Annotated in this window: 19 protein-coding genes; 1 reads left to right on the forward strand and 18 read right to left on the reverse strand. The window is 49.3% G+C overall.

From position 1 onward, the window contains the following. Nucleotides 1-56: 56 nt before the first annotated feature. The 11 genes from JI741_RS05470 to JI741_RS05520 form a co-directional block, all read right to left on the reverse strand. Nucleotides 57-3,380, reverse strand: a complete 3,324-nt coding sequence (locus JI741_RS05470; RefSeq protein WP_202007981.1) for a VCBS repeat-containing protein — start codon at nt 3,378-3,380, stop codon at nt 57-59. Nucleotides 3,381-3,388: 8 nt separating this feature from the next. Then, nucleotides 3,389-4,153, reverse strand: a complete 765-nt coding sequence (locus JI741_RS05475; protein ID WP_202007982.1) for a hypothetical protein — start codon at nt 4,151-4,153, stop codon at nt 3,389-3,391. Between the two features lie 101 nt (nt 4,154-4,254). Then, nucleotides 4,255-5,832 carry a SusD/RagB family nutrient-binding outer membrane lipoprotein gene (locus tag JI741_RS05480; protein WP_202007983.1) on the reverse strand — a complete coding sequence of 526 codons (1,578 nt, stop codon included), beginning with the start codon at nt 5,830-5,832 and terminating at the stop codon, nt 4,255-4,257. A 10-nt stretch (nt 5,833-5,842) separates the two neighbouring features. Further along, nucleotides 5,843-8,854, reverse strand: a complete 3,012-nt coding sequence (locus tag JI741_RS05485; RefSeq protein WP_202007984.1) for a SusC/RagA family TonB-linked outer membrane protein — start codon at nt 8,852-8,854, stop codon at nt 5,843-5,845. 348 nt (nt 8,855-9,202) lie between these two features. Further along, nucleotides 9,203-9,745 carry a hypothetical protein gene (locus JI741_RS05490; protein ID WP_202007985.1) on the reverse strand — a complete coding sequence of 181 codons (543 nt, stop codon included), beginning with the start codon at nt 9,743-9,745 and terminating at the stop codon, nt 9,203-9,205. Between the two features lie 6 nt (nt 9,746-9,751). Beyond that, nucleotides 9,752-10,555, reverse strand: a complete 804-nt coding sequence (locus JI741_RS05495; RefSeq protein WP_202007986.1) for a hypothetical protein — start codon at nt 10,553-10,555, stop codon at nt 9,752-9,754. Next, nucleotides 10,552-11,898 (reverse strand): vanadium-dependent haloperoxidase, encoded by a 1,347-nt coding sequence (locus JI741_RS05500; protein WP_202007987.1) that lies wholly within the window; start codon nt 11,896-11,898, stop codon nt 10,552-10,554. Before JI741_RS05500 ends, JI741_RS05495 begins: the two co-directional genes overlap by 4 nt. A 79-nt stretch (nt 11,899-11,977) precedes the next feature. Next, nucleotides 11,978-14,173, reverse strand: a complete 2,196-nt coding sequence (locus JI741_RS05505) for a TonB-dependent receptor family protein (RefSeq protein WP_202007988.1) — start codon at nt 14,171-14,173, stop codon at nt 11,978-11,980. A gap of 102 nt (nt 14,174-14,275) precedes the next feature. Continuing rightward, nucleotides 14,276-14,821: a hypothetical protein gene (locus JI741_RS05510; RefSeq protein ID WP_202007989.1), complete on the reverse strand. Its 546-nt coding sequence runs from the start codon at nt 14,819-14,821 to the stop codon at nt 14,276-14,278. Nucleotides 14,822-14,880: 59 nt separating this feature from the next. Beyond that, on the reverse strand, nt 14,881-15,813 hold the full coding sequence (locus tag JI741_RS05515) for a hypothetical protein (protein ID WP_202007990.1): 933 nt from the start codon (nt 15,811-15,813) through the stop codon (nt 14,881-14,883). Between the two features lie 181 nt (nt 15,814-15,994). Continuing rightward, the gene (locus JI741_RS05520) at nt 15,995-17,077 is read right to left on the reverse strand and encodes a DNA alkylation repair protein (RefSeq protein WP_202007991.1); all 1,083 of its coding nucleotides are present in this window, start codon (nt 17,075-17,077) and stop codon (nt 15,995-15,997) included. 394 nt (nt 17,078-17,471) lie between these two features. On the opposite strand from JI741_RS05520, the gene JI741_RS05525 reads away from it, so the two are divergent. Continuing rightward, complete coding sequence (locus JI741_RS05525) at nt 17,472-18,023, forward strand: hypothetical protein (protein ID WP_202007992.1); 552 nt, start codon at nt 17,472-17,474, stop codon at nt 18,021-18,023. Between the two features lie 17 nt (nt 18,024-18,040). Here the strand turns inward: JI741_RS05525 and JI741_RS05530 are convergent, their stop codons facing one another. The 7 genes from JI741_RS05530 to JI741_RS33015 all read right to left on the reverse strand — a co-directional run bounded on the left by JI741_RS05530 (nt 18,041) and on the right by JI741_RS33015 (nt 24,892). After that, nucleotides 18,041-18,250, reverse strand: coding sequence for a helix-turn-helix transcriptional regulator (locus JI741_RS05530; RefSeq protein WP_202007993.1), 210 nt, complete (start codon nt 18,248-18,250; stop codon nt 18,041-18,043). 4 nt (nt 18,251-18,254) lie between these two features. Then, nucleotides 18,255-18,626 carry a hypothetical protein gene (locus JI741_RS05535; protein ID WP_202007994.1) on the reverse strand — a complete coding sequence of 124 codons (372 nt, stop codon included), beginning with the start codon at nt 18,624-18,626 and terminating at the stop codon, nt 18,255-18,257. 110 nt (nt 18,627-18,736) lie between these two features. Beyond that, the gene (locus JI741_RS05540) at nt 18,737-19,054 is read right to left on the reverse strand and encodes an aromatic-ring hydroxylase C-terminal domain-containing protein (RefSeq protein ID WP_369411723.1); all 318 of its coding nucleotides are present in this window, start codon (nt 19,052-19,054) and stop codon (nt 18,737-18,739) included. A 95-nt stretch (nt 19,055-19,149) separates the two neighbouring features. Then, nucleotides 19,150-20,157, reverse strand: a complete 1,008-nt coding sequence (locus JI741_RS05545) for a fatty acid desaturase (protein ID WP_369411724.1) — start codon at nt 20,155-20,157, stop codon at nt 19,150-19,152. Between the two features lie 88 nt (nt 20,158-20,245). Beyond that, complete coding sequence (locus JI741_RS05550) at nt 20,246-21,937, reverse strand: alpha/beta fold hydrolase (RefSeq protein WP_202007996.1); 1,692 nt, start codon at nt 21,935-21,937, stop codon at nt 20,246-20,248. A 324-nt stretch (nt 21,938-22,261) separates the two neighbouring features. Then, nucleotides 22,262-22,801: a carboxymuconolactone decarboxylase family protein gene (locus tag JI741_RS05555; protein WP_202007997.1), complete on the reverse strand. Its 540-nt coding sequence runs from the start codon at nt 22,799-22,801 to the stop codon at nt 22,262-22,264. Nucleotides 22,802-22,846: 45 nt separating this feature from the next. Continuing rightward, entirely contained in the window at nt 22,847-24,892 is a 2,046-nt protein-coding gene (locus tag JI741_RS33015) for an endo-1,4-beta-xylanase (RefSeq protein WP_202007998.1), read from the reverse strand. Nucleotides 24,893-24,974: the final 82 nt, after the last annotated feature.

The following is a 24,974-nucleotide window of genomic DNA, read 5'->3' on the forward strand; positions in this document are numbered from 1 at the left end:
CGCGAGTCTCCGACTCGTGCCCATCATGCCCCAAGTCTCCGACTTGCACACGCGGGTCAACGAGATTTTCTAAACGCCCTTACAGAATCGGAGTTCACTCCAAAAATCAGCAGGTCATTGATTTCAATCGAACTCCGCACATCACCTCTCACCTTCAAACCCGATTCATACTGCGGAACATACTTGAATCCGCATTTGCCGTCGCCCAAAAACAACATGCCGTGGTTCGCATCATATCTTCCGAACCGCACCCGTGTTTGCGTGAGGTTGCCGGTCAGAATGATATCGTCTAATCCGTCTTTGTTTGCATCCGTTTTCAAAATTGAAAAAACGGGTGAGAACTGAGCCTGAACAGGTAGGTCGATCAGTTGCAGTTTGTTCCCTTCATTTTTCAACACCACACTTTGGAATTTGTTGGCAAAAACAACCGGCACATCCGCTGCCGCCTTGCCTGCCATCAGACTATCGCTGGTCGCCACGGCGTAATTCTTATAGTATAAATACTTCTTCTTCAAAGACGGCACTTGCGAAATCAAATCGTCGAGGTATGGTGAAGGGTAGCTTATGCCGTCAACAAAAAATGTGAGGATCGGATCGATCGATCCGTTTTTGTCGATATCGGCGTAGAATAGTTTCGAGGGCGTTGCCTCATCAGCTCTTATCTGCGCGTTGACACCCAGGTTGCCCACGATAAAATCAATGTCACCGTCATTGTCAAAATCGGCGGACAGAATTTTGTTCCACCATCCGTTGCTGGGTTGCGTGATATACTTTTCGGTTTGTTCTGTAAACTTCCCTGATGTGTTTATGAATACTTTTATAGATGTCCACTCCCCTGCCATGATCAGGTCGGGCCATTGGTCACCATTCAAGTCGGCTACGGCAGCATCGGCAATCATTCCAGGAGACACACCGCCTGCAAAATTCTGCGACACGTCTTCCAGGTTTCCCTTGCCGTCGTTTTCGAACAGAAAACTGGCGGGTGCTGTGGGGTAGCTTCCGGAAATCAACCGGCCGCCAACAAATAAATCAAGGTCTCCGTCTTTGTCGAAGTCGATGGGTTTAACACACGACTTGCTCACCAGCACTGGGGGAAGCGACTTGTTCTTCACAAAATTTCCACGACCATCGTTGATATACAACCGGTCTTGCAACGCAGCATCGCCAGGAACGAACTCGAACCCACCACTCACTACATACAGATCCTGATCGCCGTCTTTATCACAATCAAAAAACAAGGCGTCCACATCTTCGCTCGTGGCGTCGGCCTCCAGTGCTTTCGAAGGCAAATTTTTGAAGCCTCCGGTTTTTGTCTGCACAAACAGCTGTCCGGCAAATCCTTTTGCGCCGCCCACAAAGAAGTCTTCCAGACCATCGCCGTTAACATCGGCCTTGGTCATGCAAGGTCCGAACCGCGACAGAAAATGGGGCAAGAGGGTTTGCACTTTAAAGTCGTTGAATTGATTTTCCTGGTGAAGAAACGCAACCTTGTCGACTGCAGGCATAAAGAACGGCGCGACAGGTTTTGGAGCGGCGCCGGGTTCGTGACCATTCTCTTTTATGCTGACCAGGGAATTGATGGTGGGATTTTTAACCGTTTGGTGTTTGCCGTCGGGCCACGTAATCACAACAGAGTCTACTTTTTCTTTTTTCCCAATTCCAAAAGTGATCACATCATCCACCGACGATTCATAGCCTCGCGACAGAAAATGTTCACGATAAAGTTTCAGGTTGCCAGCGAACAGCTGAACCTTGGCACCCAATGCCTGGGTGTTGCCGGCTGTTCCCATGAGGCGAACACGGACATAATTATTTTTCGCCAGCAGTTCGCTGTTGTTCTGATATACCGAAGCAAAATCGTTGATGTTATTAACCACTAGGTCCAGATCGCCATCGTTGTCGAGGTCGGCATAGGATGCTCCCGACGAAATGCCTTTCTTTTCAAAACCCCACTCCGTGTTTTTTGAAGCAAAGGTGAGGTCGCCATTGTTTTTATAAATATGATTATTCAATTCCGACGATGGCATCTTGGCTATGAGTTCAAGGAAGGTGAGTTCTTTCCCCGTGGCATTCACACGGTTTTGATAGTCGACCATGAATTTCATGAAGTCCATGTTGGTGTAGTCCCGGGCATAGCCGTTGGTAACAAACAGATCCTTGCTTCCATCGTTGTCAAAGTCTGCGAACAGTGGTGTCCAGCTCCAGTCGGTGTTCGAAATGCCCGAGAGGCTTCCGATCTCGCTGAATGTTCCATCGCCGTTGTTGATGTGAAACATGTTTCGCATATACTGCCAGTAGAAACCGGCATCGTTCAGAATTTTGAACTTGTCGAAGTTTTCAGCACCGGCAGTCAACTTCAAACGCAAGTTGTCGGGAGGCAACATGTCTAGTGTCATGAGGTCAAGCAGGCCGTCGTTGTTCACGTCTTCCATGTCAGACCCCATCGAGAACAGGGATATATGATCCATCCGTTTTTCGAGCTCGTTTGTGAACGTACCGTTGCCGTTATTCATGTACAAATAGTCCTGTTCTTTAAAATCGTTTGACACATAAATGTCGGGCCAGCCATTATTGTCAACATCGCCCACCGCCACACCTAGTCCGAAGCTGATAACGTTCGACACGATACCCGCCTTTTCACTGACGTCGACAAAAACGTTGTTGTTGTTTTGGTAGAGCTTGCTACCGAAGTCCTTGCTGGTTGTATTCTTTAGTTTTGTGAATTGATTGTCTACTGGAAAATAATGAATCGAATGGTTCAGGAGAAACATGTCGAGATCGCCATCTTTATCATAATCAAAAAAGGCAGCGTGCGTTGAATAGCCGGTGTCGTCGAGACCATATGCCGCTGCCTTTTCGGTAAAGGTTTGATCTTTGTTGTTGATGTATAAGCGATTTTTCCGGTTCTCCGGTTTGATGTCGCCCGACCGGCAAATGTAAATATCATTCCAGCCGTCGCCATTGATGTCGACCAGCACAACGCCGGTGCTCCAGCCGCCCGCATTTTGAATGCCTGACTTTTGAGAGATGTCATCAAACGCAAAGTTTCCTTTGTTGATATACACGGCGTTTTGTTTTTGGTTGCCGGTAAAAACCAGGTCGGCCAACCCGTCGTTGTTCAGGTCGCCGGCGGCAACGCCACCGCCGTTGTAGAAATAGATATAGCTCAACACATTTTTATCGTCGGTTTCCACGAGGTCGTTCCGGAATTCAATTCCGGTGTCGTCGGGGTCGAGATCCGAAAACAGGGTTTCCTTTTTTTCAGGCGTGCATGAAAACAGGAAAACCATCAACAGGCCGGCAAGACCGGTGGAGCGTTTAGTCTTCACGTCATCGCGGGAGGTGTGTGATGTCTTTCGGATATTTTGCGTTAAGTCCATGGATAAAGCTAAAGTGATTTTTCGAGGGTTGTGTATTTATTCCGGACATGATCCGATGATGTGCTGTCCAGCACCAGGCGCAACGATTGTTTCACGTCGACGCGCGCGCTACTATCCATCCATTCGCGATTCCGTTCCACCGACGCAAAAACACTATCGGCCATCCGCTCCAGATCCTGCTTCAAAAATTGCGATGTGTGACTTTGGTTCTTTAGCTCGGTGGTCAGACAGCTCACATAGTTCATTTTGATCGTTTTGTATCCATATTTCAGAACCACCGCTGTGGGATCATCCGAGTTGTTTATCTGTGTTGCCAGATTCACCATTTTTTCAGTTAGCCGCAGGTTGAAGATCTGGATGTCGATCAATTCGCTGCGATAATAATTGTCAATAACAGGGTTCGAATAGATATCGATCCAGTGGTCGCAAACTAATACAAAGGCCGATATGCGCTCAGCCTTCTCGTTCAATGACAATGTGCTGTCCATCAGAAAAGACACATTTTTCAAACTCAGCATATGCTCAAAAAGCACTCCCGATTTTTTGCTGCCTTTCACGGGAAGCTGATAAGGCCTGTCCCACTTCAATTTGGCAAGCGCCCCGTAGGCCTGGGAAAAATCGTTTATGTCCCACACCTTCGCCGGATCGGGCACGCCCATTTTCATATATTCATCTAGTGTAAGGGAGTTGTCTTCCTGTTTCTTTGCACACGAAAAAATGCCTGTCAGAACAAAGGCGATAAGAAAAATCTGCTTCAGGGAAATGGTGTTCATAAAGAGAAATACGATGCTGGTTAGCATGGCAATACTAAAAAAAAACACCAACTAATCCGTTAGATCAGTTGGTGTCTTTCACTATTAATTACTCAAATAAATCAGAAGTTCGGACCTCCTGTATCCCACCACAAGCGGGTTCCAATTTCGTCAGGACCGCCCAGTTTGGTTGTTGCGTCGGCAACGCCGGCGGGGTTGTTGTTCCGCTCAGAGTTGATGAATGGCATCCGTCTCAGGAAGTCATTCGGCGCAATGATACCCCAGGTTGCATCGCTGTCGTTTTTATAATTGTAGGGAAGTTTAGGATAACCGGTTCTGCGATGATCCACCCAAATCTCCACCGTGTTGTGCACGCTTGAAATCCATTTTTGTGTCATGATTTTGTCAAGCTTCACTTCCTTGTCTGCGGCCTCATCCCATTTCACGGTCACCGTCATGCGGTTCACGAAATCGTTGATGTCGCCCGACGCTTTCGGATCGTTGTAGTTCACAGGAAGACCTGTGTCGTTTGACAGGTAGTTGTCAACACCGCCAGCACCCCATTCGGTGAACGATGCTTTCACACCGGCTTCGTAGTTATCCTTTGCTGTTCCGGCACCGGCCCAATCGCGCAACGATGCTTCGGCAAGGGTAAACAGAATATCGGCAGGCATCAGCATTCTTCTCTTGGTGTAGTTCTGCATGGAGGCGTCGATAGTCGAATAGGTAAGTCTGTCATCTTTGGCAACCAGCAAGGCGCCGCTGCGAATACCCTTGTAAGGGAAGTCCGGATGATCAGGATACAACGATTCGTCTGTTGCAGGGTCAAAGAATTTTTCAATTCTGGGATCTTCATAACCAACCAAAACAGATTCCATGGCAGCATCCATGCGTGTGTCGCCCCAGCCGAAGCAAATCCGTGCAGGTTTGAACGGACCGCCATACAACGAGAGATACCATGCATCGGCATCGGTTTTAATCAAACCACCGGGCTCGGCAATTGCCTTTTCACCTTGGGTTTTGGCCAGATCAGGCTTCACTTTCGACAAGCGCATGGCCAATATCAGGCGCCAGCTGTTGGCTACCTTGATCCACTTGGTCACATCGCCGCCATAGCTCGCATCAAACTTGGTCAAGCCAGGATACGTTTTGTTGGCATTGAACGTAGCCAGGATCTCGTCCAGTTCAGTGAACCAGGTGTTGTAGAGCGTTTCTTCGGTGTCGTACTTAATGGTTTGTTCGGTCGAACCATAGTTGGTGTAGATGATCGGTCCGTGGTAGGCCGAAAGTCTCGACGCACCAATGATCCGGATCAGTTTTGCCCAGGCAACAAACACATCATAGTTGTCGGCTTCAGCGATGGCAATTACTTGCCGTGCGGGTGCCATGATGTTGTTGTATACACCGTTCCAGTACGAATCACCCCAGGTGATGTAGTAGGTGGTGTTGTTTCTGCCACTCACAAAAGGTGTGGGTGTGCCCAGGTGGCGTACGAACGACTCATGAACAAGATTGTCGGCAATCTGATCCTGAAATATGTTGTCCAACATAGAAGGATAGAATGCACCAACGTGGTTAAAATCCTGCTTCAATGACTCATCCGTTATCTCGTAAGGATTTCTGTTTGTCTCCTTAAAATTGTCCGTACAGGCGCCTAAGGTCAGCGCAAGCAGGGTTAATGTATAACTTATCTTTCTCATAGAGTCTCTATCAAAAGGTTACTTTGAAGTTAAATCCATAGGTGCGTGTGGCCGGCAGGTTGAAGTTATCCAACGACTGGCTGTTTTGGTCCGTGCTCATCGCCAACTCTGGATCGAATGGTGCTTTCAGATAAATGAGCCACAGGTTCTGACCCACGATCGAGAAGGTTGCAGCCTTCAGGGCTTTGCCACTCGGGATGGGGAATCTGTAGGAAAGTGCAAGTTGTGTAAGTCTCACGCTGGTGCGATCGTATACATACGCTTCGCCGATACCGTTCCGGTCGCCAATGGCGCGGAACCAGGTTTCTGCATCCACTTTGCTTACCGCCACATCGTTCTGAACAGCGTTGATGAACACGCCACCCGCATCGCGAGCGTCAGCTGTGCGCTGGCTCACGCCGGCACCATCAAGCATCGACTCGGTTTGGCTGAATGCCTTGCCGCCAAATTTTCCGTTCACCATGAAGGTCAGGCCGAAGTTGCCATACGACAACGTGTTGCTCCAACCTGCGATCCAATCGGGGTTCAGGTTACCGGCATATTCCACGAGTGCAGTTTTCAAAGGCTTTCCATCAGGACCAAGAATGATGCGGCCCTGCGTGTCGCGCTGATATTTGTAGACATAGATGTCGTTGATCGAACCACCTGCCTGGAATCTCGAATAGTAGCCTTCCGACTCACCGGTTGTGATGGGGTCTTTCAGCTCCGGAGTTGTTTCAACCACCTTGTTGTTGTTCTTCGAGAAATTGACTGCGGTTTTCCAGGTAAAGTTGCCGGTGTGCACGGGTGTGGCATCCACGGTAACTTCAATACCCTTGTTCACGATCTCACCAGCATTAACATAGTAGAACGTGTAGCCTGAACCCGACGGTGCGGGCAGCTTGATGAACTGATCCTTGCTGTTGATGTTGTAGTAAGTAACATCGAAGCCGATGTTGTCGTCAAGGAAACGCATGTTGGCACCGAGCTCGAAGCTCTTCAGCATTTCAGGTTTTGCATCGGGGAACGGACGAATCGTGTTCCGCACCACACCACCACCTGCGCTGATCGTGTTGCCGGGGTTGATGCGGTTGTAAGGCATCTCGTTGGCAACCGACGTGTAGGAAGCGCGTACTTTCGCAAAGCTGATCACTGTAGGCAGGGCAACCATTTCGCTGATGATGCCTGTCAAACCAACCGAAGGATAGAAGTACGAGTCGTTGCCTGTTCCGGCCAGTGACGACGCCCAGTCATTTCTTCCGGCGATGTCGAGGAATAATCTCTCTTTATAACCAATGGTGGCGTTGGCAAACAATGCTTCCTTGATGAGGGCGCTCGACTGTGTCGATTTCACCTGCACAATCGGCATCAGGTTCTGGAAGAAAAATTCATTGGGATACAGCAAACCGTTTTCAGCAGAAGCATCGATGGCGATTCCATTGCCATAGTCAGTTTTCTGATAGCTACCCCCAGCAATGATGTTGAAATCAAAATCACCGGCTTTCTTATTGTACTTCAAGATAGCGTCCGTGTAGATGAGCTTGTCGTTGTACTTCTTGTAGTCCCATGAACCGTTCGGGTTGATGTTTGTAGAGTTCGAGCTTGCCGAGTGACGCTGATCGAACGTTTTGTCCGCATAGTCGTAGTTTCCTCTAACAGAGAAGCTCAGGTCCTTGTTGATTGCATAGTCAAGATCCAGGCTGGCGATAACACGGCTGGTGTTGTCTTTTCTGGGCTCGCGGTTAACAATCCAGTAAGGGTTGGATTGATGGTGATCTACCACAAACCAGTTTTGCACGTCCATGTTTCTGGCTTCGCTGAACACCTGGAAGTTGTCTTTGAAGTCCTGGAAATTTCTTTCGCGGGGGAACATGTACAAACCTGTGAGGGGGTTCAGATAATAACCCGAAGGCATTCTGTTTTTCGACACTTCAGCCGACAACATCACGCTTGACCGGATGGTCAGTTTGTCGTTCAACAATTTTGTGGATTGTTTGAACGTCACGTTGTTTCTGTTGTAGGTGTTGTGTGGGCTGATGCCGGAGGCCGACACGTTGCCATACGAGAAATAAACCGTAGTCTTGGCCGATCCACCGCTGATGGCGAGGGAATTGATGAAGTTGCTTCCGGTCTTGAAGTAGTCGTCAACATAGTTGCTGGCATAGTTGCCAGGGGTGGTTGACCAGCTTTCCTTCGCACCGCCTACAGCACCATACTTAAATTGAAGATCGGGTTTTTTCAACACGCTTTCAAAGGTCACGCCGCTGCTGAATTCAACTTTGGCAGCGCCCTCTTTACCTTTTTTCGTAGTGATAACCACCACACCGTTGGCACCCTGGCTTCCGTAGAGAGCTGCCGCGTTGGAGCCTCTCAGCACCGTCATGCTTTCGATGTCGTCGGGGTTGATCTGGCTCATACCATCTCCACCGTCAACGCCACCCCACATGCCGGGTTGTGTTCCTTTGTTGTTGGCCATGGGAATACCGTCGATTACAAAGAGAGGTTGGCTGTCGCCGGACATGGATTTGTTACCACGCAAAACAATCTTTGTGGAACCCCCGGGACCGGAGCTGCTCTTCTTTATATCCACACCTGCGGCGCGGCCCGAAAGGCTATTCAGTATGTTTATGTCGCGTGCTTCGGTCAGTGTGGAACCACTCACCGTTTGTTGGGCATAGGACAATGATTTGGCTTCACGCTCAATACCGAGCGCGGTTACCACTACTTCTCCCAATTGAGAGACATCTTCTTCCATCTTCACATCAACAACCGCTCTCGATCCGACTACAACCTCTTGCGAGGCGTGACCAATAAAAGAGAAGACAAGAACAGATTCATCAGACGTAACGGATATGGAGTATTTTCCATTGGCATCCGTGGCCGTTCCATTTACGCTGCCTTTTAAGAGTACGTTCACGCCCGGCATGGCACTTCCATCTGAGGAAGTTACCGTACCGGAGATCAGTTTTCCCTGTGCAAAGCTGGCAAAGCCCCACATCAGGAGCACGGCCAGAAGCCAAGCCCTTCGGTAGACATTTTTCATTAAGATTTGGGTTTAGGTGAAATATTATTCCGCATGGAATCGCTGCCGGCAAAACTTCCTGCAAGTGAAACCACGATTTGAAAGTAGAAAATGCAGGAAATAAAAGCAAGTCCAATCCTAAAATGTGCACGCACACATGCAGTGTGTGCGCGAAAACATGCCAAACAATGGATTGCAGCAACCTTTTTTTTAATGCTTACATTTATTTTTTTCGAAGCGGAGTCGAAAAAAACACCAAATAAGAAGGCCCACCGGGGCGGGTGCCGGGGAAAGCATTTTGTAGCCGGGAAGAAAATTGAGGGCTTCGATCAACGAAACGTCAAGGCCTGCCGTGGGGAAACTCAATATTTAATAGGTCATTTTTATGATCCTTCCATCCCAGGTCCAGGCGTCGTTCTTGCGCGTAAAGAACGTGCGGCGGCGCTGCTCGCCCTTTGTGTTTTGTTTGTACAAAACAATGAACGGTGTGGGGTTCACGATCTCCGTGACATAATCTACGATAGCCTTGTTTCCGGAAGCATCGATTTCAATGTTTCTCACACGCAGGAAAATTTCTTCGGCCACCTTCACGCGCTGGATATCGAACGACTTCAGGGTGTCGTTGGTGGTCAGCAAAAAGGGTTGCGCCTTGCCTGTAAAATAGATGAGCGGCTTGCCGATGTCGTCCGGTGTGTGTTTTAGCTGGGCCGTGACCCATCCGTCTTCAACCAGTTTCGCTTCCAGCACTTTGCGCACATCGTTGTCGCTATTGCAAAATATCCTGTGCTCGATGGTTAGCGGATATACGTTGGCTTTTGTGAATGCGGCCTCCACGTCGCGCTCGCCAAAATCGCTGCAGGCTGTCAGCAATATACCCAGCATGAGAAAGCAACCCAATAGCAATCGTGTCATAGCGGTCTAAACAGTTTGTGATTCGCGCCAAGAAAAATAGAAAAAAGTTGTAACCAATTGATGTGGCGTTTTCAAAATCATCCACAGTCCGAGCAGCACGGCATAGCTTCCTCCCCGCTCAACCCATTCAAAAATGGCGTATGCCGGATACGGTATTTCGCTGACCACTTTCCAGATCAGAATCACCAGCACTACCATTCGCGAGGGCCTAACCAGTATCCAGCATGCGGCCAGGCATTCGAACACGCCAATATATAATGCAGCACTCTCCGGCTGAGCGATGCCTAGCTTTGCATACTGATTTAATAGTTCTGCTTTGAGATGCAGATTTAGCCAACCGTGACCCAGCAGCAACAGAAACCCAAAAATCTGCAGCGTGGCCAGAATGGTTTGGCTGCTCACCTGATCTATGGTGGTGTCCGGAATCAGTCGTTCGCCCAACCCAAACCCAGGCTTCACACGGGGAGCCGACAACAGCAGCAATATGACAGGTGCGCCAAAGTTGCCAGCCCGTTCTATTAATTCTGCAAACGGCTCCCCGGCCAACGGCCGAAGCGAAGCCGTGAACAATCCCCAGAACACTAACCACACCGCCGCGAAACGCAACGGATAAACCAGGAGCAGCAAGCCGAGCACAACATCAACGGCGCCAACAACAGGCATTAGCTTATACGCCTGTTGTTCGCCAATGCCAAACACGGCAAAATAGTTACACCATATTTTTTTTGTGATAAACCCGAACATGCCATGCCCGATGAAACACATCGCGCAGGCTATGCGAAAAACAAGATGGCAGGCCGACATCTTCATGGCTGTTGGTTTAAGGAAAGGTTGCTTTCACGTGTGCGCAAGGTGTTCGTGATATATACACCCAGGTTGCGGCCCATCACCAACCCCGTGTCGCACGCAGGCAGGTAATGAATGCCACCATAGAGCCTGCTTATGGCAGCTTCGTCGGCAGCGGCGGCAAACGACTTGAATCTGCGGGCCGTCAACCCGAATTCTGTTTCGGTGGAGTCGGTGAATTGGAAGTTGTCGCCAAAAACACCTGTCAACGCCTGTGCTGCTGCGCCGGATATCACACTATGCCCGCTGATGTATTCCGGAAAGGGAGGCGTTTGCAGCAACGGCACCCAGTTCTCGTCGATGTGTTGATTGATGAACGTTTCGGGGCGCACGAGCTGGCTTCTGTATTTTTCGTCCCAGCACGCAATAAATCCATCGGCCAGCGAGAGGGCTACACGCACATAGGCTTCGGCCGCACGCGCCGCATTGGCGTTGGATGTTCGGCAAGCCACCCGCACAATGTTCATCCAATGTCCACCGGGCGAGATCTTCTTCGTGGCAAACATCACGTGGCCTTTCACATTCATCACAAAAGGATTGCAATCCCAGAAACGTGCAATTTCCTGTTGTTCGGGCGTGAGCGATTTTCCCACATCATACACCTGTAGTGCAAGCGCATAAAAATGACTGCGCTTGTCAGTCGAAAAAGGTGGCGGTGAAGCGGGCCGAAACTGCGATGCCGAATCAATCACAAACGTCCGGATCTTTCGCCAATGTGGTTCAACAGCATCCATGTAGGCCGGAGGTGTTGGCTTCCAGGTGGAGTCTTTCTGATCGATTGAATATTTGGGAAACGACCGGCTTTGTTTGTAGTTATCTTTTGTCGACCATTTTGCAACATGCTCTGCCACGGCCGTACCAAATTCAACCGACCGCTGGTACACATCTTCAGGCATTCCGGAATGTTGATACTCCGCCAGAAGTTGTTGGCTATACTTGTCGAGTTCGTCTTCCGAAAAGATGAGCACGCGCGCCATTTTCAACGCCGCCTGCACCGAAGCCAGCGGGAAACAATAAACCTTTCCCTTTTCAGGTTGGGGCACGTCCGCCAGTCCGTGAAGTTGCCCTTCCAAAGAGAGCAGCGTCGAATCCTGGTGGCGGGCTGCCTCGTACGTTGCAACGCTCACGTAGGCGTAGATGCGGCTGGCCACCGGTGGTGAAAAGATATCATGCACAATGATATCGGTCACTTTTTTTATGGTCTGATGCAAATGTTCGGGATCTTCAATTTTGCTTTTGAAGTCGCCGGCCGGCTTGCAACACATCAACAGGGTGAAGACTGCTGCTGTAACTATTTTTTTTATCATAATCGTGAAGGTGTTTGAAAATCTAAAAACTATGGCTGTGTGTGACCCGTGTTTCCACCGAGCACACACAGCCGAAAATCTAAATCTTAAATCCGATCGAAGCGGTGAAGCTTCGTCCGTCCGATGGCCACACGCCCGGGCCGGGATAAAAGGTCGGGCGCTTGGTGAAGTATTGTTCGTTGGTGGCGTTGTTGAGGTTCAACCGGATCTTTATCATATCCGAAATCCGCAGCGAAGCATTGATGTCGAGCAGACCATACGAAGGCACAAGCCCAACCGCGCCGGTGGCACCGGGCTTTTCGGTGTTCAGCGGGTCGGCATAAGTTTCGCCCGTGAAGCTGTAGAGCAACGAGATGCTCGCCATGCCCACACGGACGGTCATACCGTTGCGTGTGATAACGTCCGGCACGCTCTCCACTTTGTTGCCACTCACATCCACGTTCTGCTCGCCCGCCCGCACACTGGCCGATGTATAGCGACTTCTCATCAAAGCCGTGGACGTGAACACCGACACACTTGATTTTTTACTCAGCGGCACACTATACTCCAGGAATATTTCAGCACCAGTGGTCTTCGAATTCCCGATGTTGGTTCTGTAGAGGATGAACACATCAGTATCGTTGCGCGTGGCCTGGCTGCCAAGGCGGTTGTTGTATTGGAGTTGGAATACACTCACGTCCCAGCGAAAGACATTCGAGGCGCCATACGACAATCCGCGAAAGCCAAGGTCCAGGTTGTAGCCGTCGGCGTCTTTCAGATTTTTGTTGACCGACTCATAGACCGTTGCCGGAATGATGTCTTTGAAAATCACCGGCCGGTAGGCTTGCGACCATCCGCCATAAAACATTGTGCTGCCCTTCACCACATATTGTGCGCTGATGCCAAAGAGCGGAAACTTGTGTTCGATGGTGTTCGGTATATCGTTGGTGGGGTAGTAGGAAATCGAACCATACATTTTTGAATCGCCCACCTCCACGCGCACACCCGGGTTGACCGAAAGTTTTTCCGTGATCTTGAAATTGTTTTCCAGGAACACGGCAACGTTGCTCGACTTCAGGTGCATGTCGCGGCCCCACAACGGATCGGTCAGGGTGAGATCGAAATCTGTTCCGGTTGTTCCTTTCCCTTGTTGTTGACGGTTAAGATCATTCCGGATCAATTGAATGCCACCCGTCAGTGTGCTGCGTTTGTTCAGCAAATTGTAGCCATGCGAAAAGCGGAGCTCTGTTGTGAAGCTGTGGAAGTGATCAACATCAACCTGCCGCGCGGCATAGGCATCGGTGGCCGGGTTGATGGCATCAGGCACATTTGCCGTACGATCGAACTGAACACTATTGCGGTCACCGAGCACGGCCGACGTGAGCCACTGCACACGCGTGCTCTTCGACACCTGCCATTCGAATTTGAGCGAAGGCACATAAATCTCCGGGTTAAAATAATTTCGTGCCCGCGTAGACATGCGCGGATCAGCATGAAACATGCTGTCGGTGAGTGGGCCGGGAATCTGGTAGACATAGTTCGAGCGCGAAAACTCGCCCGAGATTTTGAAATTCTTCGAAGCGTTGTAGACAAGCATCACCGACTGCGCATCATATTTCGACTCGCTATTGTCGCGGTAGCCATCCGACTTCCGGTAGGTGATGTAGGCATAATACTGAAACTTGCCGATTGTTCCGCTCACGGCGTTGTAGGTACTCAACAGCCCGAACGAGCCGGCACCGTTGATGCTTTCAAAGCTAATCGCCTTGGTAGAGTCGGGTTGTTTGGTAATGTAGTTCAGCATGCCGCCAAACTGCGCGCCATATTGCAGTGAACCCGTGCCGCGCACAATTTCGATTCGCTCCACAGCTTCCATGGGAATGCTATAGTGACTCGCCGGATACGCATAGATGTCGGAGTTTGTCATCGCGCCATTTCTGCGAATGTTGAATTCCCAGCCGCGGTGCGGATCAAGACCACGGGCAGCAATGTTGATTTGATTTCCCGTGCCGTCCATGTCATACACAAAAATGCCGGGCACCTTGGCAAAAATCTGGCGGGGCGTTTTTTCGGTAATGTTTGCATCGAGACTCTGCACGTTGATCACCTCGGTTTTTTTTCCCGAAAAGATGAATGTGTTTTTCAACTCGGGCAGCCGAAGCACGGCATTGATGTCGCGCTGGCCCGTCACCAGCACTTCGCTCAATCGTTTAGTTTCTACGGTGTCGGTTTCCTGCGCGTGGACAAGTGCAATAGAAAAAAGATATAGATATAAAAGCAGTAATACTCTGTTCATGATGAAAGAATGAATGGTGGAAAAAAATAGGCAGTCACCTTCCGCAAATCACCGCGAAAGGTTGGCTCAAATAATTTATAGAGTAGAAATAAAAGGGGAATGTCAGCCGATCAACTCGGGAGGATAGTCGATGGTGAAATTGAGGAAGTGACGATAGTGGTTAACGTAGCCGGCAGCGCTGCCGAGGTCAATAGATTTGCGCGATGTTAAAAGCGATGTCTTGCCATGATGCAGGTAGTCTTTCACAACCGAAAGCGCCACCTTGCTATCCGACTTCTTTTCTCCCGAATTGTCGGCCAGCGATTGGGCGTAGTCTTTCAGGGCATCATTCACAGCAATTGTTTTCTCGTCTTTATAACAAACAATGTAGACCGTGTCTTTATAGAATTTCTGTTTCACCATGCGATAGGCCACACCTTCGTATTCAAACACGCCGTCTATGCGTTCGTAGTTTTCACGGTCCGAACCGTTGTAGTAAGACAGGGGGAGTTTTATGGTGATGGCCCGGCTTCCGGCATAGCTGTCCTCGTCGAGACGTTGTGCCAATTGCTTGTCGGTGCGTTGCTGAATGGCGTAAAAAAGCCAATAGGCGCCCACCACATTCAGCAGGTGCAATCCAACAAGCGCTATGCAAAAGACTTTCTTCACACGGGTTTCAAACAATAAATATAGACCAACGTGCCATACCATGCAAGAACGGGTGCGGTTCAGCGTGGTGCCGGTGCCAGGAGTTTGAAGCCGATCACCAGCTGATAAACGTCTTCGCCCTGCGGCTCACATTTTGTTCCGGTGTTGGTGATGTAGGTAATTTCGAACCGTTTGCCGCGGTAGGCCGGGTTGGCAATCACATCGCCATTGGAGTCGCTAGTCAGGTTTTGCCATAGTGTGGCCGACGCCTCGTCCAGAAATGTTTCTGCGTTTCCAAAATCGCCGCAGTCAAAGCCCAGGTGAAAACAATCGCCCAGGCCGGCGTCCTGCAGCACACAGGTGGTCACTTGCTTCCGAAAATCCGGTATCAGCAACGCCCAGATTGCATCGGGCTCAAACGAACGGATGTTCACAGGTTGCAGCAGGTGTTTTCTGCTCGTGGTTTTGTTGTTGGCCTTGTTGCCGCTGTCTTTGGTGGTCACAATGATGTTGCCGTTGCTCAGGTTGTAGTCATAGGTGGTGGTCACTTTGCCATCCGTCACTTTATAGGTCGCCCCGATCACCCTGAAATATTTTTCAGGCGCATAACGATAGCGATGTGTGGTGGTCCACTGTTCGCGCGAGCCACCCGAAAAATCGAGACGCAGCACATTGTTTTTTATTTCCATGCTGGCAAACGGATCACCTTGAGTTCCGCCCGACTGTCCATCCAACACAACATGATCGGCCTGCTCGGCCAGACTATACAGCTTGCTTTGTTTGTCTCTCAACAACAGGATGAGCGACCGCGGCCTTTCGTTCTCCAACGCGTCCCCTGCATACTCCACCACCATGGCCACATCGGCAAGGCTGTCGCGATTCAGATCGCCAACCGCTTCGTGCAACAACGTCCAGTTCTGGGGAATAAAAGATTCTTTGGAGCCGAAAGCCGGTTGAGCTCCTGCGGGTTTCACAAGCACGATCAGAAACAGGAGGATAAAACTGTTTTTCATTGGGGTTGATTAAGGTTCGGTATAGCGGGAGTTGGTTAAAAATCGCTCTAACATTCTCTCCGGGAGGCGGCTTCACACATAAGCTTCCGAAGTGCAGCATTCATTCGAATATACCAATTGTGATCGTAAACCCCACATTAGCATGGGGAACAATGACTATCCCCTAGCCCTTCCTCCTCTCCTAACGTGTAAACATAAAAGTCTTCTGCTTCATCACTTCCCCATTCACAACAATCTCCAACTTGTGCGACCCACTGTGGAGTTTGCGTGTGGTGAAGTCTTGAAAGCGTTGCTTTTTAAGAATAGAAACAGTTTCCCCAGGGGCGAGTGTAATCTCCTTGAGCTTAAAAACCTTGGCCGACTGAATGCCCGATTTCTTGGAGTAATGTATGCGATAGTCCACCATCAGGTTTTGGGATGTTGACTTTTCGGAGACAAGATCGAATTGAAATTGCAGCACGTCATTTAACCTGATCTCCGCGTTGGCCAGGCTGAACCGCTTGATCGAAACCTTGACGTCTTTGGTGAGACCAAAAACGCTCATCGATTTCTTGTCGCCTTTTTTGAGCAGCGAACGGATGCCGCGCTTCACAATCCAGGCCGTGTGCGGTTGGGTGATGTCCCATGCCTTGATCAGCTTCAGCACATAGTCGGGAGAATCTTTTGAAATGTCGTTGAGGTGATTGGCCACCGACTTGCGCACATAAAGCTCCTCATCTTCTTTCAGATTTTCCAGTATCGGCGATGTGAGCTGCGGGGCCTTGATGATCTGATCCAGTTTGAACGACCAAGGAAGTCGCGGCCGGCTTCCCTCCGACGCCAGCCTCCGCACATGATAGTTGCTGTCGGCAGACCATTTTTGCATGACCTTTAGCGTGCGCTCCAGGTCTTGCTTCAAGAACGCGCGGATGGCAAACTCCGAAGAGCCAAACGAAGTGAAGTATTTTAAGGCCTCCATGGATTGCTGAAAGTGCGAAAGTCCATAGAGGCTCACAAAGTCGGGAAAGACCAGTGTCGTATATCCGCCATTAAGTTGGGGCACCACGTCTTTCAGGATGCCGATTGCCTGACTATAATTTTCGGGAAGGTGCTGCTGCAAGACCACGGAGGTTTGGCGCATACGCTGGTTGAGAGAAAGAGTTTCCAGATTGTTGGTCACGTCCTTTACAAACCGGTCTGCCTGAAACGGCTTGTGCACGGATGATAGCACGTCCGCCAAATTCTTGTAATAAGTTTTTCCGAACATTTCTTTCAAGGGCTCCATGCGAATATTTTTTTGCCCGAAGTAAACACAAAACGTGACAGCCTTATGTCAGCAGTTAAACTATTGATGGAAAACTTTGTGAACGACGGGACACACACACCGAAAATTGATTCTTGCAATTTTCTGATTTGGTTTATAAAATAAACTAGTTTACATTTGTTCAAGGTCATCAAGATAATCGACCATAAAGTTCTGAGTTGTCGGGAATGCTTCCGCTATGGCATGGCATTGTCCCGTCAAGCACATGACATTTTCCCGTGCAATACCAGCATCTTCTCTTGTGTGGATGTCAGGAAACGCACGTGCAAAATTTGACGCGGTGCGTCCATAGAATGTTGTTCATATCAGTTTGTAAAAAATCAGTCCATAAAAAACAAATTAAACACCCCTCACTATGAAAAAATCAATGTATGTCCTGTTTGTGTTCGCGTTGTCTATCCACCAACTTTTTGGTCAGGGTCCCGACCATTCTCAACGGTGCAAGGAAGAGATGAAGAAGCTTTCTTTTCTGGTTGGCGATTGGAAAGGCGAAGCCACACACAGAGGTCCCAAGGGCTCCATCACCGTTATGCAGCAGGAACACATCGAGTGGAAGTTGCAGGAAATGGTGATGGTGGTTGAAGGCACGGGCCGCGAGAAAAATGCCACCACGGGAAAAGAAGAGGTCACATTTCAGGCTATGGCCACGCTAAATTTCGACCCGATAGAACAACAGTTCAAGTGGAAGTCGTTTGTGAAAGAAGGGTATAGCACCAATGCCTATTTCAAAATACTTGAAACCAACACATTCGAATGGGGCTTTGACATTCCAACCGGAGGCAAAACCAAGTTCACCATCATTCTCGATCCCACTAAAAACACGTGGCACGAAACGGGAGAATATTCCAAAGACGGTACGCAATGGATGAAGTTTATCGAACTGAACCTGGTGAAACAAACCGGATGAGCGGGTGAGCACGTCGATCAGGAATTCCAGTCTGTGTCTTCCAACGCGAAAATTTCGTCAACGCGAACGCTAAAAACAGTGGCGATTTTTAGCGCGAGCAACGTGGATGGCACATACTTTCCAATTTCTATCGAATTGATGGTTTGACGTGACACGTTCACCTTTTCGGCCAATTCTGCCTGGGTCATGTTTTGTTTTGCCCGCTCCACCTTCAACGTATTCTTCATCTCGTTACTGTTTCAGGATGTATAATCTGCTATAGAAAACAGCATTGGCCAGTGCCAGCACCAGGATGAGGAAGTGATTGATTTCAACCAGCTGGAAAGAGATCAATGCATGTTCATTCAAATTGGAAGTGAGCAGTTTCAGCGCGTAGGAAATACAAAAAGATAAATACAACGACGTGGTTTTTAGCTGTACTGAACGTTCGTCTTGGATTTTTTCAGTCGCGACGAAAAGTGTGAAGAGTCCAACCAGCAGTGGCATTTCGGCTCCCGAAGATTTGTCGATGAGCATTATGGGGATTCCGATAACAATAAGCGCAAGTCCCAGGAATTTGCTGTAGTAGAGAATTTTATGGGCGGGTTTGGATGCTGTTGACATAAGTTGATGTGATTTGCTTCGTACAAAGATAAGTTGTTTTGTCTAAAAGACAAGTTAACTTTACATATTGTGTAGTTTGCTTGCCATTAACTTCACAAATTTCCCTTTGATTAGGCCAAATTGGCTTGGCCAAACCACTGAGCGGCAGCCTTTTCAAGTTCGCTGCAATCAGGATCGCTGTCAGAAGTCCAGGCAACAATTCCATCGGGACGAATGAGCGCCGCGCGCATGCCGGCGTGTTCTTTTGGTGGGCCCCAAACATATTTTATTCGATCGCCATAGGCACTCGCCAAAGTCTTGAGGGAAGCATTCATATCAAAATCAAGCAACATGCCTTGGACATCGAGCATGAGTTCGTCAAGCGTTGTGCCGTATACCATTTTGGTCGCGCCAGGGAAAGGGTAAAGAGCACGGTCACAAACCGCCATCGAACAAAATGCAGAAGGCCCGGTGAGAAATTTTATTTCCCCGGGCCTTCCAAAATTAGTTAGTCGTTGTAAAGTGCTACGATGATCCTTACGGCTTATCGTTGTGCTTCCACCAGGTCAAGGTCAGGCTTCGATTCGTCCGTGAGTTTCACCTTGCCCCGCTCCTGCCGCACCGTGCGCGAAAACAGTGAGATGTTTTTGTCGAACAGGAAGCGGAAGAAAAGTCGTGTCCACGAGGTATGCGACAGCAGGGAATCGTAGAACGCGGGTGCCTGCTTCTTCAGCCGGGGCAACCGGTTCCAGGGCACCGACGGAAAATCGTGATGCTCGTTGTGAAAGCCCACGTTGAAGGCGACGGTGTTGAGGGGGCCATAGTAGCTATAGGTTTCCTGGTCTTTGTCAAGCGTGAGATAATGTTCCTGTATCCACCGTGCACCAAGGGGATGGAGTCCGATCGAGAAAAAGAAACTTGCCAGCATAAACAACAGGGCGCCGGGACCGAAGTAGACCCAGATGGCTACGTTGAAGGCAATCTGCACAAGCCAGTTGGTGATGATCCAGCCGTCGATAGGTTTAATTTCCTTTAGCCGGAACGTTCTCGACACCTGGAAAAACGGGAACAGTAGCAGCCACAGTGCTTTGCCGGCAAACGAGTTGCCGATGAGGCGTGCTTCCCAATGGTCCGGAAGGTCGGCATCCAACTCGTGCACACCCTGAAAAGAATGGTGTTTAATGTGGTAGCGTTTGAACGAAATGGCTGACGGAATGACGTGCGGCAGGTTGGCGATGATGGAGAAAATATTGTTCAGTGCCTTGTTGCGAAACAGCAGGTAGTGCGAGCATTCGTGAATCATAACGAAGAGCGAATGGTTCAGGAAAGCACCAACCCCATAGGCCAGCAGCAGCATGACCCACCACGCGCTGTCTTTCACCCAATAGGAAAGGCCGACCATGGCCCCCACCAGGCCGATTATGGCCAGGCTTGTGAACGGATTCTTCCCCATCAGCGTCTTCACTTCGGGATGTTGCTTCAGTATTTGAAGGGTTCGTATACGATGAGGTTCGGGTACTCCCGAAAAATGAAAGTTGTCGTCAGCAGTCACAAAGCGTGTGTTTAGGAAATGGAAAGATTGGAAAAAAAACGCCGGAACGCAAACGAATAGGTTCCTGCGCAACACAATCGTTGTCTCGTCAATATTTTGCCGTCACGTTAAATCCCACCCCCATTGGATATTTTTTCCACCGCGCCTCACTGGCCTTGCGATAGAAGGTGCCCTTGTTGGCAAAACCCGCCGAAAATACGATGCCCGACGTGGTGCGCCCTGCTATCCATTGGAGTCCAATAAAAAAATCATCATTCACCGCGATGTTGTATTCCGACAAGTCGACCTCAATTTTGCCCGTGCGATTATTTGCCCGCACGAGGATGTCGCGTGTGAGAATATTTTGGGAAGGGAGTCCATTTTTTGCTTCATAAATCGTTACTCTGAACGTGGCCGTGTCGGCCGTGTTGTAGGAGATGTTGAAACAAAACTTTTCGAGATAGGTTGGCCTGCCTTTGGATTTTATCCGTATGGCAAGCTCGCTACCCAAATCGCCGTGCGCGAATTTGCCACCAAAGAATTTAGATTCTGTTTTGTTGCCCAGCACTTTCGTGACAAGCTTCTTTTCAACAATCCCAACTTCTTTCAACTCAACAGACTTTTCCCGCAGGCGAATGCGCAGGCGCTTTTGTGCAGGGACGATATCTTTCAGATAAATCTCCCGGGGTTCGTATCCGATCATTGATATTCTGAGTGTGTCGTGGACATTTGTGTCCTGCAACGGAAGTTGAAATTCGCCTTTACTATCCGTTGTGGTGCCCTGGTCTTTGTTGAGAATTCCAAGGGTTGCGTAGGGCAAGGGCAAATTTGTTGTGAGGTCCTGAACAAGTCCTTTCAATAAAATTTTGTCTGTCGCCCGAGGGGCCGTGGCCTGCGGCTGGGAGAATTTTTTTGTGATCCCTTTCGAAGGAATGCGTTCCTCAAAAACATGGGTTCCTGTTAGCTTGTCGGAAAGATAGTTGATGGTCAGCTGCTGTATGGCATCATAAACGTCGTGCCCCACATCGTTCGGGACCACGACACTTAAGCTGGTGAAATCTTCATGTTTTGAATGGTCTATTTTCAGATACCATTTGTCTCCCAAAATATGATCGGATATGTTATAGACCGAATCGGGCAAATCATCGTCAACGGCATAGTCGCTATCGAGGTAAAGAAAGGATGCGCGGACCGCGTTGGGATTAAAGAAACTTGCTTCACGTATGCGGTTCAGGCTTTCGTCGTCTTCCGGATTGCCATACGAAAACTGTTCAGACCCGTCGAGCGAAACAATGGCTTTCACCTTGTCGGGTTCGGCCATGGCCATAATGACAGAAGCCAGTCCGCCCCAACTATATCCCACCAAACCAACCGCACGGGTCGCGGTGTTGTTTTTTGTTAGATGCTCTATGACAAAGCGTGCGTCGTTAATTTGTTCGAACAACCCCGCGGCGTCCATGGTCATGTTACCCGGATACACGCCGATGGAGCTTACCGCGGCCACCACAAAACCATTCCTTGCCAAGGAATCGAACAATTGATAGTTCTCATAGCTCATTCCATTGAATCCGGCGAAGTAGATAATTAATGGAAAAGGCTGCGCTACTGGTTTTGCATTCACATAGCTATTGGTCTTTATGCTTTTGAGAAGATTATAGTCCGGGCAGTTTAAACCGGCACAGATATATTGAAGCACTTCGTCCGTCAATCCGTCGTATCGTTTTGTGTCGTCATAAAAATTGCTTCTTTTTTCGAGGAGGAGTACCAGGTCGAAAAAAGAGGCGGTGGTATCGGTTGACATTATCCTCGCCGGGTACCACAAGTCGATGTCGATGGGTCGGAAATGCAGACTGTGAGAAGGCGGGGAGTTTGGCTTGTATTGGCGACTTGAATCACACGTGCTTATGATTCTGAAACCCGCCTCATACGTCTGCGCCAGTGAGAACGTGCACCATGCGTTTAAAAAGACTAGTGCTATCGCGAGTAAACCTGCTTTCATGTTCGGATGGGTTGCTACGTATCAAATGCAACGAACCGCCTAAACGATGCCTCGAGGTTGGGAAATAGTTTTGGTGCTGGGAGAAATAAAATCAGTTCTGCTCGTAAATAAAATTATCCGTGGCGCTCAGTTAAATCGCACATACCCCTGCTCTGCCCGCTGCGGCGCATGGCGTCTATAAGAATCTTTGTCTTGTGATGCCCAGGTGTCGAGGCCATCGACATAGCGGTTGAACATGCAGAAGAGGGAGGCGATGAGCACGGTGTCGTTTATTTCAAGGTCTGTAGCGCCCTCGGCTTTGGCCTTCTCCACCTGTTCGGTTGTTACCTGCTTGCCACTTTGCTGCACGCTGCCCGCAATGGCAAGTAGTGCTTTCAGTTTTTCGGAGATGAGCGCCGACTCGTGAATGTTTTTGATGTTTTCGATAACGCTGTGATCGCATTGAAGATAGTGTTGGGTGAGCGATCCGTGCGATTGTTCACAGAAAAAACATTCGTTCAACGCTGAGACATAGGTGCCGATCAATTCGCGCTCGCCACGGGTAAGCGAATTTTCTCCGCGCATCAACTGCTCGGTGAACTCGCTCAGTGATTTTCGCAATTGCGGACGAAGGGCAAGGGGACCGAGAATGCCGGGAAGCGTGGGATCGAGCTGGATGTGTGCCATAGTGCTGGAGTTGATTTGCGTGTAAGAAAGTTAACAATACTATTATTAAAACTCCGCCACCTTGCCATATGCATTTTTCCGTTTCAGATTTTGGTCAAACAACAACGGATAGTCCTTCCGGTCGCGAACAGGGAAATTATCCAGCCACGAGTTTCGATCGCTTACGTTCCAGAAGGTTACTCCCGATATAAACGACCTGTATTTTCTGAAAAGCTCAAAACACGTGCGATAGATCTCTGCCTGTTTCTGCTCTTTTTCCGCCGTGAATTCGGTATTAAAGTCTTGCGCCGTTTTAGCACGGACATTGTGTTCTTTGGGGTAGACGGAAATATCCAATTCGGTGATTTGAATTTTCAATCCGGTTTCCGAAAAGCGCGCCAACGTTTTATCAAGCTGCTCGGCCGAAGGTTCGTTAAGGGCCCAGTGCCCTTGCAGGCCCACGCCGTGAATGGGCACGCCTGCCTGTTTCAGACCGGTGACCATCGTCACTATTTTTTCGCGCTTTGCCGCATCAATCTCATTGTAATCATTGTAGAAAAGCTGAGCCTCCGGATCGGCCTCGTGGGCATACTGAAATGCTTTGGCTATATATTCCTCGCCGCAGATCTTATACCACGCAGACTTGCGATAAACCTCACCGGGTTTATCTGAGATCACCTCGTTCACAACGTCCCAGGCGTAGATCTTTCCCTTATAGCGCGACACCACCGTGGTGATGTGGTCTTTCAGTCGCTGCAACAATATCGTTTTGGAAACAGTGTCGCCCTTCGCGTCAACAAACATCCACGCCGGTGTTTGGTTGTGCCAGCACAAGGTGTGGCCACGAAGTTTCATCTTGTTCCGCTGCGCAAAGGCGACAATCGAATCGGCGTCTGACCAGAAATATTCCTTCTCCTTGGGATGTATGGGTCCCATTTTCATGGCGTTCTCCGGCGTGAGGCTATTAAACTCGCGTTTGATCAATGACGCCTCATCGCCCAGCAACGCGCGAGGTGACACGGCCACGCCCACGGGAAAGTAGTCTTTGTAATAATCTTTCAACCCTTTGTCGCTGGCAACGTCGCTCACAAAAGATGATACCGTCTGAATTGTGCCATCGGCATTGTAGGTCAGCTCGGCAACCTTGATGTTGCGCAGGTGTGTTTTTCCCGATCGCTGCACATCGTGATAGAAGAGATACCACTTGCCGTTGGTTTCAACAATGGAATGATGGTTTGTCCAACCCGCCACAGGTTTCAACAGCACGCCTTTATAAACAAAGGGTCCATAAGGTGAGTTGCCGATGGCATAGCAGATGTTGTGTGTGTCGCCCGTGGAGTAGGAGAAATAATATTTGCCTTTGTATTTGTGCACCCAGGCCGCTTCAAAAAAACGTTTGTCGTTTTGCTTTTCCTGAAACAGTTTTTTGTTTTCATCAACTAAAGCGATTTCTCCCACCTCGCCCTGAAAACTTTTCATGTCTTTCGACAGTTTTGCTATGCGAGGCAACACGGCCTGTTCGTCGGGCTTTCGCAAGGCACCCTTGGGATTGTACTTATGGTCATCCCACCGTTGCAGTTGGCCACCCCAGATGCCACCAAAATACATGTAGAACGTTCCGTCGTCGTCTTTGAACACGCAGGGGTCTATGCTGTAGCTTCGGCCCATCGGTTTCTTTTCGGCTACGAATGGGCCTTCGGGATTTTTACTGGTGGCCACTCCAATGCGGAAGATGCCTTCCTTATCTTTCGCGGGGAAGTATAGATAGTACGTGTTGTTTGCATAGGCCGCGTCGGGCGCCCACAACTGCCGGCTCACCCAGGGAATGTTTTTGATGTCGAGTGCAACGCCATGGTCGGTCACCTTTCCGCCCACATAGCCCATCGACAGCACATGATAGTCTTTCATATCGAAATGACCACCTTCATCGTCCTCGGCCGTGTTGCTTTCAATGTCGTGCGAAGGATAGATGTATATTTTTCCGTTGAAAACATGTGCCGATGGATCGGCAGTGTAGAGGTGATCGACCAACGGTTCCGTTGCAAATTTTTGCGCCGTTGCCACCAACATGGGAGCTACCAAAAGCATCGCTAGCCAGACTATCTTTTTCATATCACTGGATGGGGTTATGGAATTTGTTATCACGTTTTTGCATTCGTTCATGTCCTTACTTTATGTTTTCAGGCTCAAATTA

It is taken from the genome of Chryseolinea lacunae (assembly GCF_016735595.1).
Classification (GTDB): domain Bacteria; phylum Bacteroidota; class Bacteroidia; order Cytophagales; family Cyclobacteriaceae; genus Chryseolinea; species Chryseolinea lacunae.

Bases quoted from the DNA above. Each gene is read 5' to 3' on its own strand.
- JI741_RS05495 (WP_202007986.1), bottom strand. From the start codon at position 10,555: ATGAAGATGTCGGCCTGCCATCTTGTTTTTCGCATAGCCTGCGCGATG.
- JI741_RS05505 (WP_202007988.1), bottom strand. From the start codon at position 14,173: ATGAACAGAGTATTACTGCTTTTATATCTATATCTTTTTTCTATTGCA.
- JI741_RS05475 (WP_202007982.1), bottom strand. From the start codon at position 4,153: ATGAACACCATTTCCCTGAAGCAGATTTTTCTTATCGCCTTTGTTCTG.
- JI741_RS05500 (WP_202007987.1), bottom strand. From the start codon at position 11,898: ATGATAAAAAAAATAGTTACAGCAGCAGTCTTCACCCTGTTGATGTGT.
- JI741_RS05470 (WP_202007981.1), bottom strand. From the start codon at position 3,380: ATGGACTTAACGCAAAATATCCGAAAGACATCACACACCTCCCGCGAT.
- JI741_RS05525 (WP_202007992.1), top strand. From the start codon at position 17,472: ATGAAAAAATCAATGTATGTCCTGTTTGTGTTCGCGTTGTCTATCCAC.
- JI741_RS05515 (WP_202007990.1), bottom strand. From the start codon at position 15,813: ATGAAAAACAGTTTTATCCTCCTGTTTCTGATCGTGCTTGTGAAACCC.
- JI741_RS05485 (WP_202007984.1), bottom strand. From the start codon at position 8,854: ATGAAAAATGTCTACCGAAGGGCTTGGCTTCTGGCCGTGCTCCTGATG.
- JI741_RS33015 (WP_202007998.1), bottom strand. From the start codon at position 24,892: ATGAAAAAGATAGTCTGGCTAGCGATGCTTTTGGTAGCTCCCATGTTG.
- JI741_RS05550 (WP_202007996.1), bottom strand. From the start codon at position 21,937: ATGTCAACCGATACCACCGCCTCTTTTTTCGACCTGGTACTCCTCCTC.
- JI741_RS05520 (WP_202007991.1), bottom strand. From the start codon at position 17,077: ATGGAGCCCTTGAAAGAAATGTTCGGAAAAACTTATTACAAGAATTTG.
- JI741_RS05530 (WP_202007993.1), bottom strand. From the start codon at position 18,250: ATGAAGAATACGTTGAAGGTGGAGCGGGCAAAACAAAACATGACCCAG.
- JI741_RS05490 (WP_202007985.1), bottom strand. From the start codon at position 9,745: ATGACACGATTGCTATTGGGTTGCTTTCTCATGCTGGGTATATTGCTG.
- JI741_RS05535 (WP_202007994.1), bottom strand. From the start codon at position 18,626: ATGTCAACAGCATCCAAACCCGCCCATAAAATTCTCTACTACAGCAAA.
- JI741_RS05540 (WP_369411723.1), bottom strand. From the start codon at position 19,054: ATGGCGGTTTGTGACCGTGCTCTTTACCCTTTCCCTGGCGCGACCAAA.
- JI741_RS05480 (WP_202007983.1), bottom strand. From the start codon at position 5,832: ATGAGAAAGATAAGTTATACATTAACCCTGCTTGCGCTGACCTTAGGC.
- JI741_RS05555 (WP_202007997.1), bottom strand. From the start codon at position 22,801: ATGGCACACATCCAGCTCGATCCCACGCTTCCCGGCATTCTCGGTCCC.